This is a genomic window from Streptomyces sp. NPDC005496, from assembly GCF_042872045.1.
In the GTDB taxonomy this organism is placed as follows: Bacteria; Actinomycetota; Actinomycetes; order Streptomycetales; family Streptomycetaceae; genus Streptomyces.
Window position 1 is genome coordinate 1 of the sequence record NZ_JBIAJQ010000019.1, and the last position, 22207, is coordinate 22207.

The window sequence follows — 22207 nt, forward strand, 5'->3', positions numbered from 1 at the left end:
CCATGCTGCCGGAGTGGTGGCGCAAGGGAACGTGCGTGGTCCCCGTCGCCGGGGCCGACTCTCCCGAGGGGTGACCGTCCCTGTGGGCGCCGTTGCCGGGGGCTGCCGCCCCCGGACCCCCGCATCGGCCTGGACGGCCTCGTCCTCAAACACCGGACGGGCTGAGAATCTCTCCCTCGCGGCGAGATCCGGGCCGCCCGGGGGAACCCGCTTCTGACCGGACGGACTTGTCCCCACACGCCGGACGGGCTGAGAATCTCTCCCTCGCGGCGAGAAGCCGGTCACCCGGGGGAAGCGGGTTCGGCCTGGACGGCCTCGTCCTCAAACGCCGGACGGGCTGAAATCTCTCCCGCACGGCGAGATCAAAGCGCTCTCTCCCGCACGGCGAGAGCAAGGCGCTCTCTCCCCCGCGGTGAGATCAAAGCCCTCTCTCCTCGTGGTGAGATCCGGGCCCCGGGGGAACCCATGACGACAGGAGACCGAACGCATGACCAGGGTCGCCGCCATCGACTGCGGTACCAACTCGATCCGTCTGCTCGTCGCGGACGCGGACCCGGCGACGGGTGAACTCGTCGACTTGGACCGGCGGATGACCATCGTCCGGCTCGGCCAGGGTGTCGACCGGACGGGGCGCCTCGCCCCCGAGGCGCTGGAGCGGACCTTCGCGGCCTGCCGCGAGTACGCGGCCGTCATCAAGGAGCACGGCGCGGAACACCTGCGCTTCGTGGCGACGTCCGCCTCGCGCGACGCCGAGAACCGCGACGAGTTCGTCCGGGGGGTCCTGGACATCCTCGGGGTCGAGCCGGAGGTCATCACCGGTGACCAGGAGGCCGAGTTCTCCTTCACCGGGGCGACGAAGGAGCTGACCGGGCGCGACGACCTGGCGAAGCCGTACCTGGTGGTGGACATCGGCGGCGGGTCCACGGAGCTGGTCGTCGGCGAGGACCACGTACGCGCCGCCCGTTCCGTGGACATCGGCTGCGTACGGATGACCGAGCGGCACCTCGTGCACGACGGCACCGTCACCGATCCGCCGACGCCCGCTCAGATCGACGCGATCCGGGCGGACATCGAGGCCGCGCTCGACCTGGCCGCGCGGACGGTCCCGCTGGACGAGGCGCGCACCCTGGTGGGCCTGGCCGGTTCGGTCACCACCGTCTCGGCGATCGCGCAGGACCTCCCCGAGTACGACTCGGCGGCGATCCACCACTCCCGGATCTCCCGCGACCGCGTCCGGGAGATCACGGAGCGGCTGCTGTCCTCGACGCACGCCGAGCGCGCGGCGATCCCCTCGATGCACCCGGGACGGGTCGACGTCATCGGGGCGGGCGCGCTGGTGCTGCTCGCGATCATGGAGCGCGTGGGCGCGGACGAGGTCGTGGTGAGCGAGCACGACATCCTCGACGGCATCGCCTGGTCCGTCGCCTGAGGCGGTGTCCTCGCAGTGCGGTGGGGTCGCCGGTGAGGGAGTCTTTACTACTCGCCGGTAGCCTCTCTTGAGCAGGTCGGATAACGTATGAGCGTGCCGAGAGGGCTCCGGGAACCCCCGCCGTGACGTGCCGTCGGGAAAGTTCGTGAAGTTCTTCACAAGAGAATCGGTCCCGATGGGCGCGGATTCGGCCCGATGGGCCCTTCCGGGGGGCTCACCAGCCCGGTAGGGGTGCTCACGGGAGCGTTTCAGGGGTGTTGCCGGCATGTGAGGCGAGGGGCTGGTCCAGAGGGTCCGAAGGCCCGGAGTGGCAGCTCACGCGGTGTTGACAACGGTCAACGGTGGACAGTGGTTCCCTCGATCCGGCATGACCTGGGTCACGTGAGCCGCGCAGTGTAGCAGAGGCCTCACCCATGCTTGTGAAGGGGCGCACGAGCGACCCCCCAGAAGCGGGTGGATACTCGATGGCATGAGCACCACGGAGCGTCCCAGGATCCTCGTAGTAGGCGGTGGGTACGTAGGCCTGTACGCAGCTCGGCGCATTCTCAAGAAGATGCGCTACGGAGAGGCGACCGTCACGGTCGTCGACCCCCGGTCGTACATGACCTACCAGCCCTTCCTCCCCGAAGCCGCCGCCGGCAGCATCTCCCCTCGGCACGTCGTCGTCCCGCTGCGACGCGTCCTGCCGAAGGCGGAAGTCCTCACCGGCCGGGTCACCACCATCGACCAGGACCGCAAGGTCGCCACGGTCGCGCCCCTCGTCGGCGAGGCGTACGAGCTGCCCTTCGACTACCTCGTCATCGCGATGGGCGCGGTCTCCCGCACCTTCCCGATCCCCGGCCTCGCCGAGCAGGGCATCGGCATGAAGGGCATCGAGGAGGCCATCGGCCTGCGCAACCACGTCCTCGAGCAGCTCGACAAGGCCGACTCCACGACCGACGAGGACGTCCGCCGCAAGGCGTTGACCTTCGTCTTCGTGGGCGGTGGCTTCGCGGGCGCCGAGACCATCGGCGAGGTCGAGGACATGGCCCGTGACGCGGCCAAGTACTACAACAACGTGTCCCGCGAGGACATGCGCTTCATCCTCGTCGACGCCGCGGACAAGATCCTCCCCGAGGTCGGCCCCAAGCTCGGCGCGTACGGCAAGGAGCACCTGGAGAGCCGCGGGGTCGAGGTCTACCTCTCGACCTCGATGGACTCCTGCGTCGACGGTCACGTGGTCCTGAAGAACGGCCTGGAGGTCGACTCCAGCACCATCGTGTGGACGGCCGGCGTCAAGCCGAACCCGGTCCTCTCCCGCTTCGGTCTGCCGCTCGGCCCGCGCGGCCACGTGGACACCCAGCCCACCCTCCAGGTGCAGGGCACGGACTACATCTGGGCCGCGGGCGACAACGCCCAGGTGCCGGACGTCGCGGCCCGCAAGGCCGGCGTGGAGAACGCCTGGTGCCCGCCGAACGCCCAGCACGCGCTGCGTCAGGCGAAGGTCCTCGGCGACAACGTGATCTCCGGTATGCGGGGCTTCCCGCAGAAGACGTACGCGCACTCCAACAAGGGCGCGGTCGCGGGTCTCGGCCTCCACAAGGGCGTCGCGATGATCGTCATGGGCAAGATGAAGATCAAGCTCAAGGGCCGTCTCGCGTGGTACATGCACCGCGGCTACCACGGTCTGGCGATGCCGACCTGGAACCGCAAGATCCGCGTCTTCGCGGACTGGACGCTTGCGATGTTCCTCAAGCGCGAGGTCGTCTCGCTCGGCGCCATCGAGACTCCGCGCGAGGAGTTCTACGAGGCCGCCAAGCCGGCACCCGCCGTCGCGCAGGCCGCGGAGGCCCAGCTTCCGCCGGCGAAGACCGAGGAGAAGGCCAAGGCCTCCTGACCTCCGGTCGCTGAACGTCCCGAAGGGGCCTCCCGCCATCCGTGGTGCGGGAGGCCCCTTCGGCGTTCCCGGGCGCGGTGGGGCGAAAGGCCCCTCGAGCGCCCGCCGTTCGCGCGGCCCCGGCCCCAAAGCATGGTGCGTACATCTGTTTTGCCGATCCGTGACGCGGGTGAGGGACTGCGAGCGGGGACGGTTGGTGTTTACGTGGTGTTGGACGTTCCGGGATCCGTTGTCACGGAGGTGTGGCCATGCCCGACGCCGCGCTGCGGCTGAACAGCCTTTTCGAGCAGTTGCTGGGAGCCCCGCTCCCGGTTCGCATCCGCGCCTGGGACGGTTCGGAGGCGGGGCCGCCCGGCGGGCCCGTCCTCGTGATCAGGAACCGCCGCGCGCTGCGCCGGCTGATCTGGAAACCGGGGGAGCTCGGGCTCGCGCGGGCCTGGGTCGCCGGGGACCTCACGGTGGAGGGAGACCTCTACGCGGTCCTGGAGGTGATGGCCGGACTCGTGTGGGAGCGCGGTGAGGGGGCCAGGGGACTCGGCGAGGCGCTGCGCGACCCCGACGCGCGCGCGGCCGTCCGGGGCCTGCTGCGGATGGGCGGCCCCGCCGGACCGCCCGCGCCGCCTCCCGAGGAGGTCCGCGGGCGCCGCCACCTGCACACCAGACGCACCGACAAGCGCGCCATCAGCCACCACTACGACGTGGGCAACGACTTCTACGAGATCGTCCTCGGCCCGTCCATGGTGTACTCCTGCGCCTACTGGGAGGACGACGGCACCCTGGAGGGCGCCCAGCGCGACAAGCTCGACCTGGTCTGCCGCAAGCTGGACCTGCGGCCGGGCATGCGGCTCCTGGACGTCGGCTGCGGCTGGGGCTCGATGGCCGTCCACGCCGCCCGGGAGTACGGGGTGAGCGTCGTCGGCGTCACGCTGTCGCAGGAGCAGGCCGCTTACGCCCGCAAGCGCGTCGCGGAGGAAGGGCTGACCGACCGGGTCGAGATCCGGGTGCAGGACTACCGGGACGTCACCGACGGCCCGTACGACGCCGTCTCCTCCATCGGCATGGCCGAGCACGTCGGGAGCGAGCGCTACCTGGAGTACGCCCGGGTGCTGCACGCCCTGCTCAAGCCGGGCGGACGGCTGCTGAACCACCAGATCGCCCGCCGCCCGCAGACGGACGAGTCGGCGTACAGCGTCGACCGGTTCATCGACGCCTACGTCTTCCCGGACGGCGAGCTCGCCCCCGTCGGCACCACCGTGACGCAGCTGGAGCGGGCCGGGTTCGAGGTCCGCGACGTCGAGTCCCTGCGCGAGCACTACGCCCTCACCCTGCGCCGGTGGGTCGCCAACCTGGAGGCGCAGTGGGTGCGGGCGGTGCGGCTCACCAGCCCGGGGCGGGCCCGCGTCTGGCGGCTCTACATGGCGGCCAGCGCCCTCGCCTTCGAGCGCAACCGCATCGGCGTCAACCAGGTCCTGGCGGTCCGCACCCCCGAGCCCGGCACCTCCGGCATGCCGCTGCGGGCCCGCACCTGGAAGACCCGGCCGTAGCGGAGGCGGCGTACGGCGGTGGGGGGCCCCCCCGGGGGGGGGGGGGGGCCCCCCCCCCCCGGGGCGCCCCCGGGGGGGGGGGGGCGCAACTTGAAACGGGCGGCCCCCCGCGCCCCGCCCCGCGCGGGCCCCCCCCCCCCCCCCCGCCCCCGCCGCCCGGCGGGGGGGGCCCCCCCGGGCCCCCCCGGGCCGGCGGGGGGGGGGGCGCGGGGGGGGGGCCCCCGGCGGGGCCCGGGGGGGGCCCCCACCGCCCTACGGCTACTCGGACTTGATGGCCGTCAGCATGTTCAGCCGGGCCGCCCGGCGCGCCGGCCACAGCGCGGCCAGGACGCCGACCACGGCGGCCAGCAGCAGGAACACGCCCATCCGGACCCAGGGCAGCACCAGTTCGTACGTCGCCATCCTGGTGCCCAGCAGTTCACCGGCCGCCCAGCCGAAGAAGACGCCCAGACCGATGCCCAGCACACCGCCGAACAGCGAGATGACCAGCGACTCCAGCCGCACCATCCGCTTGACGCCCTTGCGGTCGAGGCCGATCGCGCGCAGCATCCCGATCTCCTGCGAGCGCTCGAAGACCGACATGGCCAGGGTGTTGACGACCCCGAGGACCGCGACGATCACCGCCATGGCGAGCAGCCCGTAGAGCATGTTCAGCATCAGCGTGAACATCTGCGCGATGTCCTCGGAGATGTCCTTCTTGTCCTGCACCAGGACGGCCGGGTTGTCCCCGAGCGCCGCCTCCAGCCGGTCCTTCGCCGCGCCCGAGGCCCCGCCGGACGTCTTCAGCATGACCTGCATGTCCGTCGGGTCGTCCTGGTGCGCCGCGAGCGTGGCGGTGTCCACCATCACGCCCTGGAAGAGGTCGTTGCCCGTGTAGACCCCGGCGACGGTGAGGCGTTGGCGCGCCCCGCCCTCGTAGGAGACCGTGAAGTGCGAGCCGGCCGTCCAGTGATGGGACTCGGCGGTGCTGTCGTCGACGACGACCCGGGTGCCGCCGACCTCGAAGGTGCCGTCCTCGACGGGGAGGTCGGTGAGGTCCGCGATGGACCGGCCGTCGACTCCGGTCAGGTTCTCGGTCCTGCCGTCGACGCGCGAGAGCGCGTTGCGCAGCGGGCTGGTGGCGGTGACGCCGTCGGTCGCGGCGAGCTTCTTCTCCACGTCCGGCGAGAGGCTGTTGCCGTTCGCCATCGACACCACGTAGTCCGCCCGGATCGCGGAGCCCGCCATCCTGTCGATCGACTTCTGCAGACTGCCCGCCATCACCGTCATGCCGGTGATCAGGGTCAGGCCGATCATCAGCGCCGACGCGGTGCCGGCGGTGCGGCGCGGGTTGCGCAGGGAGTTCTGCCGGGCCAGCTTGCCGGACACCCCGAACACGCGCAGCACGGGCGCCGCCGCGGCGATCAGCGGTCGGGACAGCAGCGGTGTCAGGACGAAGACGCCGATGATCAGCAGGACCGCGCCGAGACCCATCGGGGCCTGGCCGTCGGAGCCGTCCATGGTCGTGGCGTACAGGACCACCGCGACGCCCGCCGCCGAGAAGAGGGCGCCGAGGGTGTTGCGCAGGACGAGGGACTTGGTGGTCGCCTTGGCGTGCACGCTGCTCATCGCGGCGACCGGCGGGATCCTCGCCGCCCGGCGGCCCGGCAGCCACGCGGCGAGCATGGTGATCAGGATGCCGACTGCGAGCGCCGTGAGGACCGTGCCCGGCGTGACGACCAGCGGGCCGTCGGGGACGGTGGCGCCGAGCGTGCCCATCAGGGAGCGCATCCCGGCTCCGATGCCGACGCCCGCGGCGAGCCCGGTGACGGCCGCGACGGCGCCGACCAGGAACGCCTCCAGCAGCACCGAGCGGGTGATCTGCCGGCGGGAGGCGCCGACCGCCCGCAGCAGGGCCAGTTCCTTGGTGCGCTGGGCGACCAGCATGGTGAAGGTGTTGGCGATGATGAACGTGCCGACGAACAGGGCGATGCCGGCGAACACCAGCAGGCCCGTCTTCATCCCGCTCATCTGGGAGGAGATCCGGGTGGCCTGGTCGTCGGCGAGCCGCTTGCCGGTGGTGGTGGAGGCGACGTCCTTCGGCACGACCTCGTCGAGCGCGCTGCGCAGCGCGGTCTGGCTGGTGCCGGGTGCGGCCGTCACGTCGATCTCGTCGAAGGTGCCGGGTTCGCCGAAGAGCCGCTGCGCGGTGGCGGTGTCGAACAGGGCGAGGCTGCCACCCGCCGCGACGTTGCCGTCGTCGGTGGTGAAGACGCCGGTGACGGTGGGCTTCAGGACCGGCCCGTCCACGGAGAGCCGCACGGTGTCGCCGACGCGGTACCCGGTGCGGCGCGCGGTCTCGGCGTCGATGGCGACCTCGTCCTCGCCGTGCGGAGCTCGGCCGCTCGCCAGCGGGTACCGCGGGTCCTTCCTGCCCCAGTAGTTGCCGCCCTGCGACTGGAAGCCGTCGCCGACCAGTTCGCCGTCCTTGCCGGCGAGCGCGGTGAAGCCGTTCACGACGCCGACGGCGGTCTCGGCGCCGGGCACCCGGGCCGTCTTCTCCAGCAGCGCCTGGGTGAGCTTCGGCTCCTTGCCGATGCGGTCGCCCTCGCTCTGCCGTCCCTCCGGCCGGACGGCGACGTCGACGTGGCCGAAGCCCTTGGCCGAGCTGTTCTGGTAGGCGTCCGAGATGGTGTTGGTGAAGACCAGGGTGCCGGAGACGAACGCGACGCCGAGCATGACGGCGAGCACGGTCATCAGCAGTCTGGCCTTGTGCGCGAACACGTTGCGCAGGGCGGTACGGAACATGGGTTTTCTCAGTCCAGGGTGAGGAGAAGCTCTGGTCGGCCGCGCGGGCGGATCCGGGCGTCGCGGCGGCGGGCGACGACCGGTGGCGGCGGCGGTGGACCCGCGCCGGGCGGGTCAGCTCGTGCGGCCCTTGGCGTCGAACTGCTTCATCCGGTCCAGGACGGCGTCGGCGGTCGGCCCGTGCACCTCGTCCACGATCCGCCCGTCCGCGAGGAAGACCACCCGGTCCGCGTACGCGGCGGCCACTGGGTCGTGGGTGACCATGACGACGGTCTGGCCCAGCTCGCGTACGGAGTTGCGCAGGAAGCCCAGGACCTCGGCGCCCGCCCGGGAGTCGAGGTTTCCGGTCGGCTCGTCGCCGAAGATGATGTCCGGCTGGGAGGCCAGGGCGCGGGCGACGGCGACGCGCTGCTGCTGGCCGCCGGAGAGCTCGGAGGGCCGGTGGCCGAGGCGGTCGGCGAGACCCACCATCCCGATCACGGTGTCCAGCCACTGCTTGTCCGGCTTGCGGCCCGCGATGTCCATGGGGAGCGTGATGTTCTCCAGGGCGGTCAGGGTCGGTAGCAGGTTGAACGCCTGGAAGATGAAGCCGATCTTGTCGCGGCGCAGCCGGGTGAGCTGCTTGTCCTTGAGCGAGCCGAGCTCGGTCTCGCCGATGCGCACGGAGCCGGAGCTGAAGGTGTCCAGGCCGGCCACGCAGTGCATGAGCGTGGACTTGCCGGACCCGGAGGGGCCCACGATCGCCGTGAACTCGGCCTGCCGGAAGTCGACGGTGACCCGGTCGAGCGCGACCACCTGGGTCTCGCCCTGTCCGTAGACCTTGGACAGTTCCGTGGCGCGGGCGGCCACCGCAGTGGCCGGGGCGGCGAGGGGGGTGGTGGTCACGGGAGGGTGCTCCTGACGGGACGACGGTGTTTCGGGGAGACGTCGTCCATCCTCACGGCGGCCCGGCGCCGTGTAGTCAGCCGCTGTCCCGGTGTTCGAGCGCGACTCCGGTCGGACCATGGGCGGCTGTGTCATACCTGGGTATGACGCTCTTCCCTGAGGGGTCATCAGGCGCGCACCGTGCGGACACCGTCACCCGGGCGGTGAAATTCCGTCATTCCGTATACGCGGCCCTGCGCCGCCCGAAAGGCTATTGGCAAGTGCGGATGGCCCGTACCCAGTGCTGATGCACCCTCAGACGCCAATAAAATAAGACAACATCGAGCCGCCCTCCCGTAGTTAGGGGGACGCGTCCCGATAGGCTCGGAACCTCGATGCGGAGCCCATGGCCTGCCCGGATGGTGGAATGCAGACACGGCGAGCTTAAACCTCGCTGCCCCTCGCGGGCGTACCGGTTCAAGTCCGGTTCCGGGCACCTCCGACTTACACGCGGACGAAATCACCCGCTATGGGGCCAAGAGCGTGTTCCGAGACGCCGTAGACCGCACGGCCTCTCCCGGGGCACTTCCCACGCCGCTCGTTGACAGCCGACCCGGCACGCCGGAGACTCGCCTGAGCAGCTGGTGAAATAATCTTCACTACGCGAACAGAGCGAGCGCAAAGGGGCGTGCCGATGCGGACCACCGTCGGAATCATCGGGGCCGGACCGGCCGGACTGCTGCTGGCGCGACTGCTGCACGAGGCGGGCGTCGAGTCGGTCGTCCTGGAGAGCCGCGACCGGGCCTACGTCGAACAGCGCCAGCGCGCCGGGATCCTGGAGCAGGGCACGGCCGACGTGCTGCGCGCGGCCGGCGCCGGGGAGCGCATGGACCGCGAGGGACTGCGGCACGACGGCATCGAGCTGCGCTTCGACCGCACCCGGCGCCGCGTCGACCTCCCCGCCCTCACCGGCGGCAGCGCCGTGACGGTGTACGCGCAGACCGAGGTCTGCAAGGACCTCATCGCGCTCCAGCTCAAGGAGGGCGGACCGCTGCTCTTCGGCGCCGAGGCGCTGGCCGTCGAGGACGCGGACGGCGGGCACCCGCGCGTGCGCTTCCGCCACGGGGGACGCGAGGACGTCCTGCACTGCGACTACGTCGTGGGCTGCGACGGCTTCTGGGGCGTCGCCCGCAAGGCGGTCCCCGCCGCGCTCTCCCGCGTCTTCGAGCGGACCTACCCCTACGCCTGGCTCGGCATCCTCGCCGACGTGCCCCCCTCGCACGACGAGCTCGTCTACGCCCGCCACGACCGGGGCTTCGCCCTGCTCAGCATGCGCTCGCCGGCCGTCTCGCGCCTCTACCTCCAGGTACCGGAGGGCACCGACGCCGGGGCCTGGTCCGACGAGGACGTCTGGGACGAGCTGGAGCGGCGTCTGGAGACCGGTGACGACTGGCGGCTCGACCGGGGCCCGGTCACGGCGAAGTCGGTGACCCCGATGCGCAGCTTCGTCCACGAGCCCATGCGGTACGGGCGGCTCTTCCTGGCCGGCGACGCGGCGCACATCGTGCCGCCCACCGGCGCGAAGGGGCTGAACCTCGCGGTCGGCGACGTTGTCACCTTCGCCCGCGCCCTGGTCCACGAGCGGGACACCGGATCGGCGGACCTGCTCGACGCGTACTCCGAGACCTGCCTGCGCCGCGTCTGGCAGGCCGAGCGGTTCTCGTACGACATGACGACCCTGCTGCACCGCGCCCCCGACGCCACCCCCTTCGACGACCGCGTCCAGCTCGCCCGGCTGCGGCGGATCGCCGGGTCCCCGGCCGCCGAGACGGACCTGGCCGAGGCGTACACCGGCTTCCCCCTCGGCTGAGAGGCCCCTCACGTGCCGGGAATCCCCCGGCCGCGTAGCGTGTTGCGCACCACGACGAGGGAAAGATCCTCCCCAAGCAGTAGGTTCTTTCCTTTGCCTACCTATTACTCTTGAGCCAAGGCCCACTCGGTGGCCATGGAGGAGTGAAATGAGGAGCAGCAACCCGGTCTTCTCGCGACGGGGGTTCAGCCGCGACAACGGCTACGCGGGCTTCAACACCGCGCCGCAGGCCGGGGGAGCACCTGTCGGCACGCAGGGCAACCCGTACGCGCAGGGCAACCCGTACGCCCAGCAGGGCGGCAACCCCTACGCGCAGAACCCCTACGCGCAGCAGGACCTTCAGCACGGCGCCCCGCAGGCACCGGTCACCACCGGCCGGATGACGATGGACGACGTCGTCATGCGCTCGGCCATGACGCTCGGCACGGCAGCCGTCGGCGCCATCCTGGCCTGGACGCTGCTGCCGGTCTCCAGCACCAGCTACGGCCTGGCGGTCGGCGCCGCGATCGTCGCCTTCGTCCTGGCGATTGTCCAGTCCTTCAAGCGCAAGGCCTCGCCCGCGCTGATCATCGGCTACGCGGCCTTCGAGGGTGTCTTCCTCGGGGTCATCAGCGAGATGTTCAACAGCCGGTGGTCGGGCGCGCCCTTCCAGGCGGTGCTCGGCACCATGGCCGTCTCCGGCGCCACCCTGCTCATCTACCGGGCGGGCTGGATCCGGGTCACGGCGCGGTACGCGCGCATCGGCATGGCCATCGCCATCGCCTTCGTGCTCGTCCTCGCGGTCAACCTGCTGCTGGTCGCCTTCGGCGTCGCCGAGGACGGCGGACTGCGCAGCATGGGCCCGCTCGGCGCGATCGTCGGCATCATCGCGATCATCCTGGGCGCGTTCTTCCTGACCCTCGACTTCAAGCAGATCGAGGACGGCATCGCGTACGGCGCTCCCCGCGAGGAGGCGTGGCTGGCCGCGTTCGGCCTGACCCTGACCCTCGTGTGGATCTACCTCGAGATGCTGCGGCTGGTCGCCATCTTCAGCAGCAGCGACTAGCGGTACGGCTTCCAGGGTCCCGCCGGTCCGCCGGCGGGACCGAAGGGCCCGCGAACCACGGTTCGCGGGCCCTTCGTCGTCTGCGGTGCCGTTGCCGGTGGTGCGCGCTCAGAGGAGTTTGCGCGCGGCCCTCCTCAGGTCGTACTCGTGGATGATCGCCTTGGCGTGGCCGTACGCGAGATCGTGTTCCGCGCGGAGCCAGCTGACCTTCTCCTCGAAGCGGAAGAGGGCGGGGCCTTCGTCGACGGTGCGAAGCCAGTCGGAGACTTCACGACCGGTGCAGTGCGGGATTCGGGCGAGCAGGTTGCGATGGGTCTCCTCGGAGAAGACTTGGGACATCGGCGCCTCCGGACGCAATGGGATGTAAGCCGGTCCTTCACGACACCGTGCCTGAGCGTTCGGGCGTTGGCAACAGTCCCGCCGCGGCGCGTAGTCTCGCGGCGTGCTTGATACGACGCCGCTGACCCGAGCCGTGGACCACTTCGCCGACCGGTTGCGGGCCGCCCCGCAGAGCCGCCTGCAACGGGGTGCGGCGGCCGAGGCACTGGGGGTGGCCAGGGAGTTGTCCCGGCGGGCCCAGCGTCTGGAGGACCCCTCGACCACACCGCGGGAGATGCCCGACGTGGGCATGTTCGCCGCCGCCGACCAGATCACCGTGGCCGGACACGACCTGGCACTCGCACTGAAGGACGAGGCGGATCTGGCGGAGGCGCTGACGCTCGTCCAGGAGGCACAGAAACGCGCCGGAGTCTGACCGGCGATCGGCTCCGACGCGTGGGTCGGGCGGTGCCCGCCGCGGAGGCGGGCTACAGGGACGCGATGACGCGGTCCGCGAGGATGTAGACGTTCTCCTCGCCGCACGCGAACGTGAGGGTGTAGGCACCCGAGACGCCCGAGCCGCCCAGCAGGACCGGGGTACGGCCCGCGCGCAGGGCCGCGGCCAGCCGCTCAGCGGTCTCCCGGTGGCCCGGGGTCATGCACAGGGTCGTACCGTCCGCGAAGACGTAGACGTCGAGGGTGCCCAGCGGGCCCGGGCGGACGTCGGCCAGCTCGGTACGGGACTCCGCGAGCTCCTCCAGGCAGGCCACCGTGCGCTCGTGGTCGTTCACCACGGGTGACTGGACCGGCACGAAGTCCGGATGCGAGGGGTGGCGGCGGCGGGCCGCGGCCAGCTCCGGGGACTCCCCGGCAAATTCGTCGACCTCCAGGCCGGGCTCGGTCACCGGCTCCAGGTGTTCCAGGCCGGCGAAGTCCGACTGGCGCGGCAGGAACAGCTCGCTGTCCGGCAGACCCAGCAGCGTGGGCCCGTCGGAGGCGTCACGCGACTCCTGGGCGGCCCAGAACGCCCGCGCCTCGGCCAGCTCCCGCTCCCGCTCCTCGGCGAGTGCCTCGGCGACCGCGGTGCGTATCTCCTCGGTGTCGGCGCCGGAGCGGGCCACGGGCACGCGGCCGCGCAGGGCCTCGGCGCGGCTCTCGGCGAGCTCGGTGTGCAGGGCCCGCACCTGTCGACGCAGCCCGTGCACGGCACGCAGGACGGCGACGCCCACGGCGGCTGTTGCGGCCGTGGTGAGCAGCAGAGCTAGAGGCATGGTGCTCACTGACGTACTCCCGGTTCAAAGTCGACCCCCGACTTCCTACATCAGCTTGAAGGGCGGACTAACCAGCTGTCAGTGCGTAACGTCACGAAAGGGGCAGGACTTTGGGCCCGGTGTTTACTCGTGAAACGGCTCTGACCTGGGAAAAGGCCCCTCCGGAGGGAGATAGGTCACATCCTGGGGGAGATTGGATCACAAATCGGCCCAGAGTCCCGAAGTTTCCGGGGCTCTGGGCCGGTTCGGTCACGGTGCGTCCAACTGCGGTCACGCACAAGGAAGTAGGTGACCGCTTTTCGGCGCGGTGGTCAGCTGAGGCGCTCGATGACCATCGCCATGCCCTGGCCGCCGCCGACGCACATCGTCTCCAGGCCGAACTGCTTGTCGTGGAACTGGAGGCTGTTGATGAGCGTGCCGGTGATGCGGGCGCCCGTCATGCCGAAGGGGTGGCCGACGGCGATGGCGCCGCCGTTCACGTTCAGCTTCTCCAGCGGGATCTCCAGGTCGCGGTAGGACGGGATCACCTGGGCGGCGAACGCCTCGTTGATCTCGAACAGGTCGATGTCGCCGACGGTCAGCCCCGCGCGCTTGAGGGCCTGCTTCGACGCCTCGACCGGGCCGAGGCCCATGATCTCGGGGGAGAGGCCGGTGACGCCGGTGGACACGATGCGGGCGAGCGGGGTCAGGCCCAGCTCGCGGGCCTTGGTGTCGCTCATGATGACGAGGGCCGCGGCGCCGTCGTTCAGCGGGCAGCAGTTGCCGGCGGTGACCAGACCGTCGGGGCGGAACACCGGCTTGAGGCCCTGGACGCCGTCCAGGGTGACGCCGGCGCGGGGGCCGTCGTCCTTGCTGACGACCGTGCCGTCCGGGGTGGTGACCGGGGTGATCTCCCGCTCCCAGAAGCCGTTCTTGATGGCTTCCTCGGCCAGGTTCTGCGAGCGGACGCCGAACTCGTCCATGTCCTGGCGGGTGACGCCCTTGATGCGGGCCAGGTTCTCGGCGGTCTGGCCCATCGCAATGTACGCGTCCGGCAGCAGGCCGTCCTCGCGCGGGTCGTGCCAGGAGGCGCCCTCGCTCTGCGCGACCGCGGCGGTACGGGCCTCGGCGTCGGCGAAGAGGGGGTTGTGGGTGTCGGGGAGGCTGTCGCTGTTGCCCTTGACGCTGCGGGAGACCATCTCGACGCCGGCCGAGATGAAGACGTCGCCCTCGCCGGCCTTGATGGCGTGCAGGGCCATGCGGGAGGTCTGCAGCGAGGAGGAGCAGTAGCGGGTGATGGTGCAGCCCGGCAGGTGGTCCATGCCCATCTGCACGGCGACGATGCGGCCGAGGTTGTGGCCCTGCTCGCCGCCGGGCAGGCCGCAGCCCAGCATCAGGTCGTCGATGTCCCTCGGGTCCAGCTCGGGGACCTTGGCGAGGGCCGCCTGGATGATCGTGGCGGTCAGGTCGTCGGGGCGCAGGTCCTTCAGGGAGCCCTTGAAGGCGCGGCCGATCGGGGAGCGGGCGGCTGAGACGATCACGGCTTCGGGCATCACGGCTCCATGGGAAGGGGGGGCGGCGCGGAGCGCCTGGGCGAGCGGGCTTGCGGGACTGGTTGGGAAGTTACCCGTACGTACCCGCGCGGTCACGGGTGTGGGGGTGTGACTCGGGCCGCACTTTCCAAGCGCTTGCTTTTTTCTGGCGGGGGCGCCTTCGGGGGGTGTCGTTCGCCGGGGCCGTCCTTTGCTCGGTCGTTGTCCGCACCGCCACGGGGCTCCGCCCCGGACCCCGCTCCTCAGACGCCGGAGGGGCTGAGATCTGCCTCCCGTGTGCCGTAGGGGCTGGGGCTCCTGTTCGCGGGGCTGGAATGTCCTCGCCGGCCGCCGGGTTCGGGTTCCCCGTCTCCCGCCACGGGGCTCCGCCCCGGACCCCGCTCCTCAGACGCCGGAGGGGCTGGATTCCTGCCGGAGGGGCCGGAGCTCCTGTCCGCCGGGCCGGAATGTCGGTGCAGGGCCGGCCGCCGGGCTCGGGTCTCGCCCTCTCCCGCCACGGGGCTCCTCCCCGGGCCCCGCTCCTCAGACGCCGGAGGGGCTGAGATCTGCCTCCCGTGTGCCGGATGGGCCGGAGCTCCTGTCCGGGGGGAGGAGTTCCAGCCCGTCCGGCGATTGAGGACGAGCGCGGTAGCGCGATTCTCTGACGGAGTGGGGACGGTGCCGTCAGTTGTACGGGGCCGGGGTCGTGGCTGGGTCTGTGGTGGGGAGGCGCCGGCGGCGACGGCGTTTGAGGAGGGCCCAGGGGCCGCGCGGCCCCGTCGGCATCGCGGCCGTGACCTCCGTGCCCGGCTCGGACGCGGCCTCCGCGGCGGCCCGTGCCACCGGCAGGAAGCCCTCGCGGCGCGAGACGTCCGGACGCTCCTCGTCGGCCGGCCACAGGCCGAGCGCGGCGCAGACCGTGGGCAGGACCGCCATCGCGGCCGTCGCGTACCCCTCCGCCGAGGGGTGGTAGTTGTCGGGGCCGAACAGCTCCCGCGGGTTCTCCTCGAACTCGGGGCCCAGCAGGTCGCCCAGCGACACCGTGCGCCCGCCCTGCTCGACCGTTCCGATCGTCTGCGCCGCCGCCAGCTGGCGGGAGGCACGCCGGGCCAGCCAGCGCAGCGGCTGCTGGACCGGCTCGATGGTGCCGAGGTCGGGACAGGTGCCGACGACGACCTCGGCGCCCGCGGTGCGCAGCCGCCGTACCGCGGAGGACAGGTGACGGACCGAGCGGGTCGGCGGCATCCGGTGCGTGACGTCGTTCGCGCCGATCATGATCACGCAGACGTCGGGCACCCGGGCCGGGTCGGCGAGGGTGAGCGCCACCTGGCGGTCGAGGTCGTCGGACTGGGCGCCGGGCAGCGCGACGTTGGTGAGCTCGACCGGACGCTCGGCCACCGCCGCGAGACCGGCGGCCAGCAGGGCTCCCGGGGTCTGCCGGGCGCGGTGCACGCCCTGGCCGGCGGCCGTGGAGTCGCCGAGTATGGTCAGCCGCAGCGGCGGATCGTCGAAACCGGCGTACGCGTGTCCGTACAGGCCGTCCGCGCGGGGCGCGTGCGCGCTCCCGTTGCCCACATGGCGCTTCGCCAGCTGCACCTCGGCCAGCAGGACGCCGACCGCGGCCGCGCCCACCAGACCGATCCCGCCGCCGCCGTACGCAGCACCCGCCGCGATGCGCCGGGCCACCCTTGCCCTCGACAAGCTCGACATGCGTAGCCGCCACCTCCTCGTAGCCGTACACCCACTGCTTGCCCCGTAGAGCAGGTCGGCCAATCTCGGGGGGCGGTCGTGGCACCTTCTGGAGGCAACTGTCGGCCCTCCGTCCCACGTGGGGCCTTAGGCTGACGGGACCATCCCTCAGATACACAGCTCCGGAGACAACGGTGCAATTCCACGACTCGATGATCAGTCTCGTCGGCAACACCCCGCTGGTGAGGCTCAACAACGTGACCGCGGGCATTCAGGCGACGGTCCTCGCGAAGGTTGAGTACTTCAACCCCGGCGGGTCCGTGAAGGACCGCATCGCGCTGCGCATGATCGAGGCCGCGGAGGAGAGCGGCGCACTCAAGCCCGGCGGCACCATCGTCGAGCCGACCAGCGGGAACACCGGTGTCGGCCTCGCCATCGTGGCGCAGCAGAAGGGCTACAAGTGCATCTTCGTCTGCCCCGACAAGGTCAGCACCGACAAGATCAACGTGCTGCGGGCCTACGGGGCCGAGGTCGTCGTCTGCCCCACCGCCGTGGACCCCGAGCACCCGGACTCGTACTACAACGTCTCCGACCGGCTGGTCCGTGAGACGCCGGGCGCCTGGAAGCCGGACCAGTACTCCAACCCGCACAACCCCCTCTCGCACTATCACTCCACCGGCCCCGAGCTGTGGGAGCAGACGGAGGGGAAGATCACGCACTTCGTGACCGGCGTCGGCACCGGCGGGACCATCTCGGGCACCGGCCGGTACCTGAAGGACGCCAGTGACGGCCGGGTCAAGGTCGTGGGCGCCGACCCCGAGGGATCCGTGTACTCCGGCGGGTCCGGGCGGCCGTACCTCGTCGAGGGCGTCGGCGAGGACTTCTGGCCGAGCGCGTACGACCGGACCGTCGCCGACGAGATCGTCGCCGTGTCCGACAAGGACTCGTTCCAGATGACCCGGCGCCTGGCCAAGGAGGAGGGGCTGCTGGTCGGCGGCTCCTGCGGGATGGCCGTCGTCGCCGCGCTGCGGGTCGCGGAGCGGCTCGGTCCGGACGACGTCGTGGTGGTGCTGCTGCCCGACAGCGGCCGCGGCTACCTGAGCAAGATCTTCAACGACGAGTGGATGGCCGACTACGGCTTCCTGGAGGACTCCGGGCCGAGCGCCCGCGTCGCCGACGTGCTGAGCGACAAGGCCGGCGGCACCATCCCCTCGCTGGTGCACATGCACCCCGACGAGACCGTCGGCGAGGCCATCGAGGTGCTGCGCGAGTACGGCGTCTCGCAGATGCCGATCGTCAAGCCCGGCGCCGGCCACCCGGACGTCATGGCGGCCGAGGTCGTGGGCTCCGTGGTCGAGCGGGAGCTGCTGGACGCCCTGTTCACCAAGCGGGCCTCGCTGGAGGACCCGCTGGAGAAGCACATGTCGGCGCCGCTGCCGCAGGTCGGCTCGGGCGAGCCGGTCGGGGACCTGATGTCGGTGCTCGGCGCGGCGGACGCGGCGATCGTGCTGGTCGAGGGCAAGCCGACCGGGGTCGTCAGCCGGCAGGACCTGCTGTCGTTCCTCGCCAAGGGCGGCACCAAGCAGTAGAGGTTCCGCGCGTAGACCCGTGCGCGGAGCGCAGGAGATCGCCTGAAGTGCCCCGATCGGAGGGGATCTTCCGGTGACGGCGGCGGGGAACTTCGCGGAAGTGGTACGAGCGCGTCACGTCCGCGCAGCACCCGCTTAACACGCGTCCGGCACATTGGTGGATGTCGGCAGGGCGAGGGCGGTACCTCCCAGGCGTTCAGCTCTGGGGAGGCTCCCCGCCCGGGCCGGCAACCGAACGGCGTCAAGGACCTCCGGAGCGGCTCCCGGACCTCCAAGACGTCAAGGACGCGCAAGCCCGGCCCTGACCCGGCCCGCGTCCCTCGCGGGGACCGCCGTCGTCCCGCCCCCCGGCAACGGGGGTGCGGCGGTCCCCGCGCACAATCCTTTTCCCGGGCCTTCTCCCGGTCGCGTCCGCCGGACCCGTCTTCGCGGGCGGCGGCGCCGGGCTCAGTCCTCCCAGTCCGAGGACGGCTTGTCGCGGTCCCGGCGCAGCGGCAGCGTGTGGCGCAGGGCCTGCACCGCGTTGACTCCCACGATGCCCGCCCAGGCGACCATCAGGCCCGGCAGGTGCGCGACGCCGCCGCCGATGGCGGACAGCGGGATCGCCAGGACGAGCGAGACGATCCCGAAGCCGAAGCGCTCCCCCCAGGAGTCCGAGGACCCGGGCGAGCGGGCCTCCCTGGCCACCACCATCTGCTGCTCCGCGAGGTGGCGGCGCACCCGGCGCTCCACCGTGCCGTCGAGGCGCTGCTCGACCTTCTCGAGGAACGAGTCGACCAGCGCGGGCTCGTACTCCTCGCCCAGCTCCCTGCGTGCCCGCAGGGTGGCGTCGAGTTCCTTCTTGAGGTCGGTGTCGCTGGCATCCATACCGGTCATGGCCTCCACGCTAGGGAGCGGAGCCCATGACCGCACTGGGGTTAGCCCCCCTTTCGGGACTGTGCCGCACCCCCGCCGCACCGGGCGCCCGGAGACCCCGGGGGGTGAGGCGGACGCCCCGCGGGGGAGCCGGCCGTCACTTCGCCAGTCCGTGCCGGCGGGCGTACGCGTCCGCCACGTCCTGCGGGTCCTTCTTGTCCTTGTCGACCTGGCGGTTGAGCTCGGTGAGCTGGGCGGTGGTGAGCACGTTGCCCAGCCGGGCGAGGGCCTTGCGGACCGTGGAGTCGGCCTTGCGGTCGGCGATGAGGGGCACGACGTGCTGGCCGGGGACGAGGTTCTTCGGGTCGGTGAGGACGACCCAGTCGTTGGCCTGGATGTCGGTGTCGGTGGTGAAGAGGTTCGCCACGTCCACGTCGCCCTTCTTCAGGGCGCCCTTGACCAGCGGCCCCGAGGAGTCCAGCGACTTGAACTCCTTGAACTCGACGCCGTACACGTCCTTGAGGCCGACCACGCCGACCTGGCGCTTCTTCACCTCGGCGGAGGCGCCGATGACGAGCTTCCCGTTCTGCTCGCGGAGGTCGGCGAGGGAGGTGAGCCCGTACTTCCGCGCCGTCTGCCGGGTGACCACGAACGCGTCGGAGTCCTCGGCCCTGCCGTACGGGAGGATCTGCAGCCCCCTGGGCAGGGCGACGGCGAGGGCGTTCTGCATCTCGCCCTCCTCGGTGGCCTTCGACTTGGGGTCGAGGTAGTGCAGCAGGGCGCCCTGGTACTCGGGCAGCAGGTCGATGTCACCGCCCCGCAGCGCCGGGATGAGGATCTCCCGGGTGCCCAGGTTCGGGCGGACCTTCGTCTTCACGCCCGCCGCGTCCAGGACGGCCGCGTAGAGGTATCCGAGGACCTGGTTCTCGGTGAAGTTGGCGGTGCCGATGGTGAGGCCGTCCTTGCTGGAGCCGCCACCGCCGGCGGCGGACCCCTCGCCGTCGAGCGAGGTGATGCCGCTGCTGCACGCGGCGAGGGCGGGGACGGAGGCGGCGGCGAGCAGGCCGCCGAGGAGGGTACGACGATTCACGGGGGTCCCCTATGCGGTGCGGGTGCGGTGGCGGAAGAGGAAGCGCTGCAGGCCGCTCAGGGCCAGGTCCAGGACGACGGCGACGACGGCGACCAGCACCGCGCCCCCGAGCACCTGGACGAGGTCGCGCTGGGCGAGCCCGTCGAAGACGTAGCGGCCGAGGCCCCCGAAGGACACGTACGCCGCGATGGTGGCCGTGGCGACCACCTGGATCAGCGCGAGCCGCAGGCCGGTCATGATCAGGGGGAGGGCGAGGGGCAGTTCGACCTGGAGGAGCACCTGGTGCCAGCGCATGCCCTGCCCGCGTGCCGCGTCCTTCACGTCAGGGTCGACGGCGGTCATCCCGGCGTAGGTGTTCGTCACGATCGACGGGACCGCGAGGGCGACCAGCGCGATGTAGACCGGCCACATCGACAGGCCGCTGGCCAGGAAGACCAGGACCACCAGGCCGACGGTGGGCAGCGCGCGCCCGAACGACGCGAGGTTGATGGCGAGGAACGCGCCCCGGCCGGTGTGCCCGATGAGCAGCCCGACCGGCAGGGCGATCGCGGCCGCGACGAGGGTGGCGAGCAGGGAGTACTGGAGGTGCTCGGCGAGGCGGTGGGCGATGCCGTCCGTGCCGGACCACTGGTCGCCGCTGGTCAGCCAGCCGCCGAGGTTCTTGAAGAGTTCGTACATCAGGCTCGCCGCCTCGTCCACGGGGTGAGTACGTACTGCACGGCGACCAGCAGCGCGTCCGCCGCCAGGGCCAGCAGGAGCGTCAGGACGACACCGACGATCACCGGCGTCGGGAAGTTGCGCTGGAAGCCGTCGGTGAAGAGCTGGCCGAGGCCGCCGTCGCCGATGTACGTGGCGACCGAGACCAGCGAGATCGACATGACGGTGGCGATCCGCACGCCCGCCATGATCACCGGCAGGGCGAGGGGCAGCTCGACGGTGAGGAGCGTGCGCAGCGGGCGGGTGCCCATCGCCTTCGCGGCCTCCTTGGTCCGCGCCGGTACGGAGTCCAGGCCCTCGACGGTGTTCCGCAGGAGGACGACCAGGGTGTAGATCGTCAGCCCGATGACCGTGGTGGTGCGGGTGAGGCCGGACACCGGCAGGAGCAGCACGAACACCGCGATCGAGGGGATCGTGAAGAGGACGTTCGACAGCCCGAGCAGGAAGCCGCGCAGCGGGCGCACCCGGTGGGCGAGCACGGCCAGCGGCAGGGAGATCAGCAGGCCGAGGAGGACGGCGGACAGGGCCGCCTGGAGGTGGGACAGCGTGAGGGTGGTGAGGTCGTCGGCGTGGTCGGAGATCCACGACCAGTCGATGGTCATATCGCCACGCCCGCGGTGTCGTCGGGGGAGCCGGCCGGGCCCGCGCCGCCGGCGGCACCGGTCGTCGTGGCCGTGGTCGCGGCGCTGTGCGCCAGGCCAGCGTGCTCGTGGATCTCCTCGCGCGAGGTGACGCCGGTCAGCACGCCGTCGCTGTCGACGCGGGCGACCAGACCGGTCGGCGAGGCGATCGACTCGTCGAGGGCCGCGAGCAGCGAGTCGGTGTCGCGCAGCGGCCGCAGCGGGAGTTCGGTGTCCCCGTCGCGCCAGTGCAGGGGCCTGCGGGCGCCGTCCAGGACGAGTTCCCAGGGGCCGCCCTCGGGGGCGGGGGCCCGGGGGACGCCCGCGAGCGGGGTGAGCGAGAGGAGCTTGAGGCCGCGCTCGGCGCCCAGGAACCCGGCGACGAAGTCGTCGGCGGGGCGGGCCAGCAGTTCCGCGGGGGCCGCGCACTGGACGAGGTGCCCGCCGGTGCGGAAGACCGCTATCCGGTCGCCGAGCCGGACCGCCTCGTCGATGTCGTGCGTGACGAAGACGATGGTCTTGTTCAGCTCCTTCTGCAGGCGCAGCAGCTCGTCCTGGAGCTGGGTGCGCACCACCGGGTCGACCGCGCCGAAGGGCTCGTCCATGAGCAGCACGGGCGGGTCGGCGGCGAGCGCCCGGGCCACGCCGACGCGCTGCTGCTGGCCGCCGGAGAGCTGGTGCGGGTACCGCTTGCCCGCGCCGGCGTCGAGGCCGACGGTCTCCAGCAGCTCGGCCGCCCTGGCCCGTGACCTGCGCCGGCCCCAGCCGAGGAGGAGGGGCACGGTGGCGATGTTGTCGAGCACCGTGCGGTGCGGGAAGAGCCCCGACTGCTGGATGACGTATCCGATGGAGCGGCGCAGTTCGGCCGCGTCCTGTCGCAGGACGTCCTTGCCGCCGACCCGGATGGTCCCGGAGGTCGGCTCGACCATCCGGTTGATCATCCGCAGGGTGGTCGTCTTGCCGCAACCGGAAGATCCGACGAGGACGGTCACGCCGCCTTCCGGCATCTCCAGGGAGAGGTCGTGGACTGCTGTGGTGCCGTTCGGGAAGCGCTTGTGGACCGTGTCGAACTGGATCATGAGGTGTCCCTTGCCCGGCCTGTATATCGTCATGCAGAGTTCTCGGTGTCTGA

The 22207-nt window shown here is 71.6% G+C and carries 18 protein-coding genes and 1 tRNA gene; 8 read left to right on the forward strand and 11 right to left on the reverse strand.

Going from position 1 to position 22207, the window contains the following annotated elements; all coding sequences use genetic code 11:
• Positions 1 to 487 precede the first annotated feature (487 nt).
• From ACFYQQ_RS38295 to ACFYQQ_RS38305, 3 genes are all read left to right on the forward strand, one after another.
• The gene (locus ACFYQQ_RS38295) at positions 488 to 1429 is read left to right on the forward strand and encodes a Ppx/GppA phosphatase family protein (protein WP_356239552.1); all 942 of its coding nucleotides are present in this window, start codon (positions 488 to 490) and stop codon (positions 1427 to 1429) included.
• A gap of 469 nt (positions 1430 to 1898) precedes the next feature.
• A complete protein-coding gene (locus ACFYQQ_RS38300) occupies positions 1899 to 3305 on the forward strand; it encodes an NAD(P)/FAD-dependent oxidoreductase (protein ID WP_356164048.1) in 1407 nt (468 codons plus the stop codon).
• Between the two features lie 248 nt (positions 3306 to 3553).
• On the forward strand, positions 3554 to 4849 hold the full coding sequence (locus ACFYQQ_RS38305) for a class I SAM-dependent methyltransferase (protein WP_355795146.1): 1296 nt from the start codon (positions 3554 to 3556) through the stop codon (positions 4847 to 4849).
• Between the two features lie 258 nt (positions 4850 to 5107).
• Here ACFYQQ_RS38305 and ACFYQQ_RS38310 read toward each other — a convergent pair whose 3' ends face one another.
• Together ACFYQQ_RS38310 and ACFYQQ_RS38315 are read right to left on the reverse strand one after the other, a co-directional pair.
• Positions 5108 to 7636 carry an FtsX-like permease family protein gene (locus ACFYQQ_RS38310; protein ID WP_355779578.1) on the reverse strand — a complete coding sequence of 843 codons (2529 nt, stop codon included), beginning with the start codon at positions 7634 to 7636 and terminating at the stop codon, positions 5108 to 5110.
• Between the two features lie 114 nt (positions 7637 to 7750).
• Complete coding sequence (locus tag ACFYQQ_RS38315) at positions 7751 to 8521, reverse strand: ABC transporter ATP-binding protein (protein WP_355779580.1); 771 nt, start codon at positions 8519 to 8521, stop codon at positions 7751 to 7753.
• Between the two features lie 392 nt (positions 8522 to 8913).
• Between ACFYQQ_RS38315 and ACFYQQ_RS38320 the strand changes: the two genes are divergently transcribed.
• From ACFYQQ_RS38320 to ACFYQQ_RS38330, 3 genes are all read left to right on the forward strand, one after another.
• A tRNA-Leu gene (locus ACFYQQ_RS38320) sits at positions 8914 to 8996 on the forward strand.
• A 198-nt stretch (positions 8997 to 9194) separates the two neighbouring features.
• A complete protein-coding gene (locus tag ACFYQQ_RS38325; protein WP_355779583.1) occupies positions 9195 to 10370 on the forward strand; it encodes a 4-hydroxybenzoate 3-monooxygenase in 1176 nt (391 codons plus the stop codon).
• A 148-nt stretch (positions 10371 to 10518) separates the two neighbouring features.
• Complete coding sequence (locus ACFYQQ_RS38330; RefSeq protein ID WP_355779586.1) at positions 10519 to 11415, forward strand: Bax inhibitor-1/YccA family protein; 897 nt, start codon at positions 10519 to 10521, stop codon at positions 11413 to 11415.
• Between the two features lie 108 nt (positions 11416 to 11523).
• Here ACFYQQ_RS38330 and ACFYQQ_RS38335 read toward each other — a convergent pair whose 3' ends face one another.
• Positions 11524 to 11754 (reverse strand): DUF4287 domain-containing protein, encoded by a 231-nt coding sequence (locus ACFYQQ_RS38335; RefSeq protein WP_355779589.1) that lies wholly within the window; start codon positions 11752 to 11754, stop codon positions 11524 to 11526.
• A 103-nt stretch (positions 11755 to 11857) separates the two neighbouring features.
• Between ACFYQQ_RS38335 and ACFYQQ_RS38340 the strand changes: the two genes are divergently transcribed.
• Positions 11858 to 12169 (forward strand): hypothetical protein, encoded by a 312-nt coding sequence (locus ACFYQQ_RS38340; protein ID WP_355779592.1) that lies wholly within the window; start codon positions 11858 to 11860, stop codon positions 12167 to 12169.
• 52 nt (positions 12170 to 12221) lie between these two features.
• On the opposite strand, the gene ACFYQQ_RS38345 is transcribed toward ACFYQQ_RS38340, so the two are convergent.
• The 3 genes from ACFYQQ_RS38345 to ACFYQQ_RS38355 form a co-directional block, all read right to left on the reverse strand.
• Positions 12222 to 13004: a hypothetical protein gene (locus tag ACFYQQ_RS38345; RefSeq protein ID WP_355779595.1), complete on the reverse strand. Its 783-nt coding sequence runs from the start codon at positions 13002 to 13004 to the stop codon at positions 12222 to 12224.
• A 311-nt stretch (positions 13005 to 13315) separates the two neighbouring features.
• A complete protein-coding gene (locus ACFYQQ_RS38350; protein WP_355779598.1) occupies positions 13316 to 14536 on the reverse strand; it encodes an acetyl-CoA C-acetyltransferase in 1221 nt (406 codons plus the stop codon).
• A 663-nt stretch (positions 14537 to 15199) separates the two neighbouring features.
• Complete coding sequence (locus ACFYQQ_RS38355; protein ID WP_355779601.1) at positions 15200 to 16225, reverse strand: SGNH/GDSL hydrolase family protein; 1026 nt, start codon at positions 16223 to 16225, stop codon at positions 15200 to 15202.
• Between the two features lie 173 nt (positions 16226 to 16398).
• Here ACFYQQ_RS38355 and ACFYQQ_RS38360 point away from each other — a divergent pair, with 173 nt between their 5' ends.
• The gene (locus ACFYQQ_RS38360) at positions 16399 to 17793 is read left to right on the forward strand and encodes a cystathionine beta-synthase (protein ID WP_355779604.1); all 1395 of its coding nucleotides are present in this window, start codon (positions 16399 to 16401) and stop codon (positions 17791 to 17793) included.
• Positions 17794 to 18240: 447 nt separating this feature from the next.
• Here the strand turns inward: ACFYQQ_RS38360 and ACFYQQ_RS38365 are convergent, their stop codons facing one another.
• The 5 genes from ACFYQQ_RS38365 to ACFYQQ_RS38385 form a co-directional block, all read right to left on the reverse strand.
• The gene (locus tag ACFYQQ_RS38365) at positions 18241 to 18669 is read right to left on the reverse strand and encodes a hypothetical protein (protein WP_355779607.1); all 429 of its coding nucleotides are present in this window, start codon (positions 18667 to 18669) and stop codon (positions 18241 to 18243) included.
• Between the two features lie 136 nt (positions 18670 to 18805).
• Complete coding sequence (locus ACFYQQ_RS38370; RefSeq protein ID WP_355779609.1) at positions 18806 to 19738, reverse strand: ABC transporter substrate-binding protein; 933 nt, start codon at positions 19736 to 19738, stop codon at positions 18806 to 18808.
• Positions 19739 to 19747: 9 nt separating this feature from the next.
• Positions 19748 to 20416, reverse strand: a complete 669-nt coding sequence (locus tag ACFYQQ_RS38375) for an ABC transporter permease (RefSeq protein WP_355779624.1) — start codon at positions 20414 to 20416, stop codon at positions 19748 to 19750.
• A complete protein-coding gene (locus tag ACFYQQ_RS38380) occupies positions 20416 to 21057 on the reverse strand; it encodes an ABC transporter permease (protein WP_355779611.1) in 642 nt (213 codons plus the stop codon). Before ACFYQQ_RS38380 ends, ACFYQQ_RS38375 begins: the two co-directional genes overlap by 1 nt.
• A complete protein-coding gene (locus ACFYQQ_RS38385) occupies positions 21054 to 22154 on the reverse strand; it encodes an ABC transporter ATP-binding protein (RefSeq protein WP_356173108.1) in 1101 nt (366 codons plus the stop codon). Before ACFYQQ_RS38385 ends, ACFYQQ_RS38380 begins: the two co-directional genes overlap by 4 nt.
• Positions 22155 to 22207: the final 53 nt, after the last annotated feature.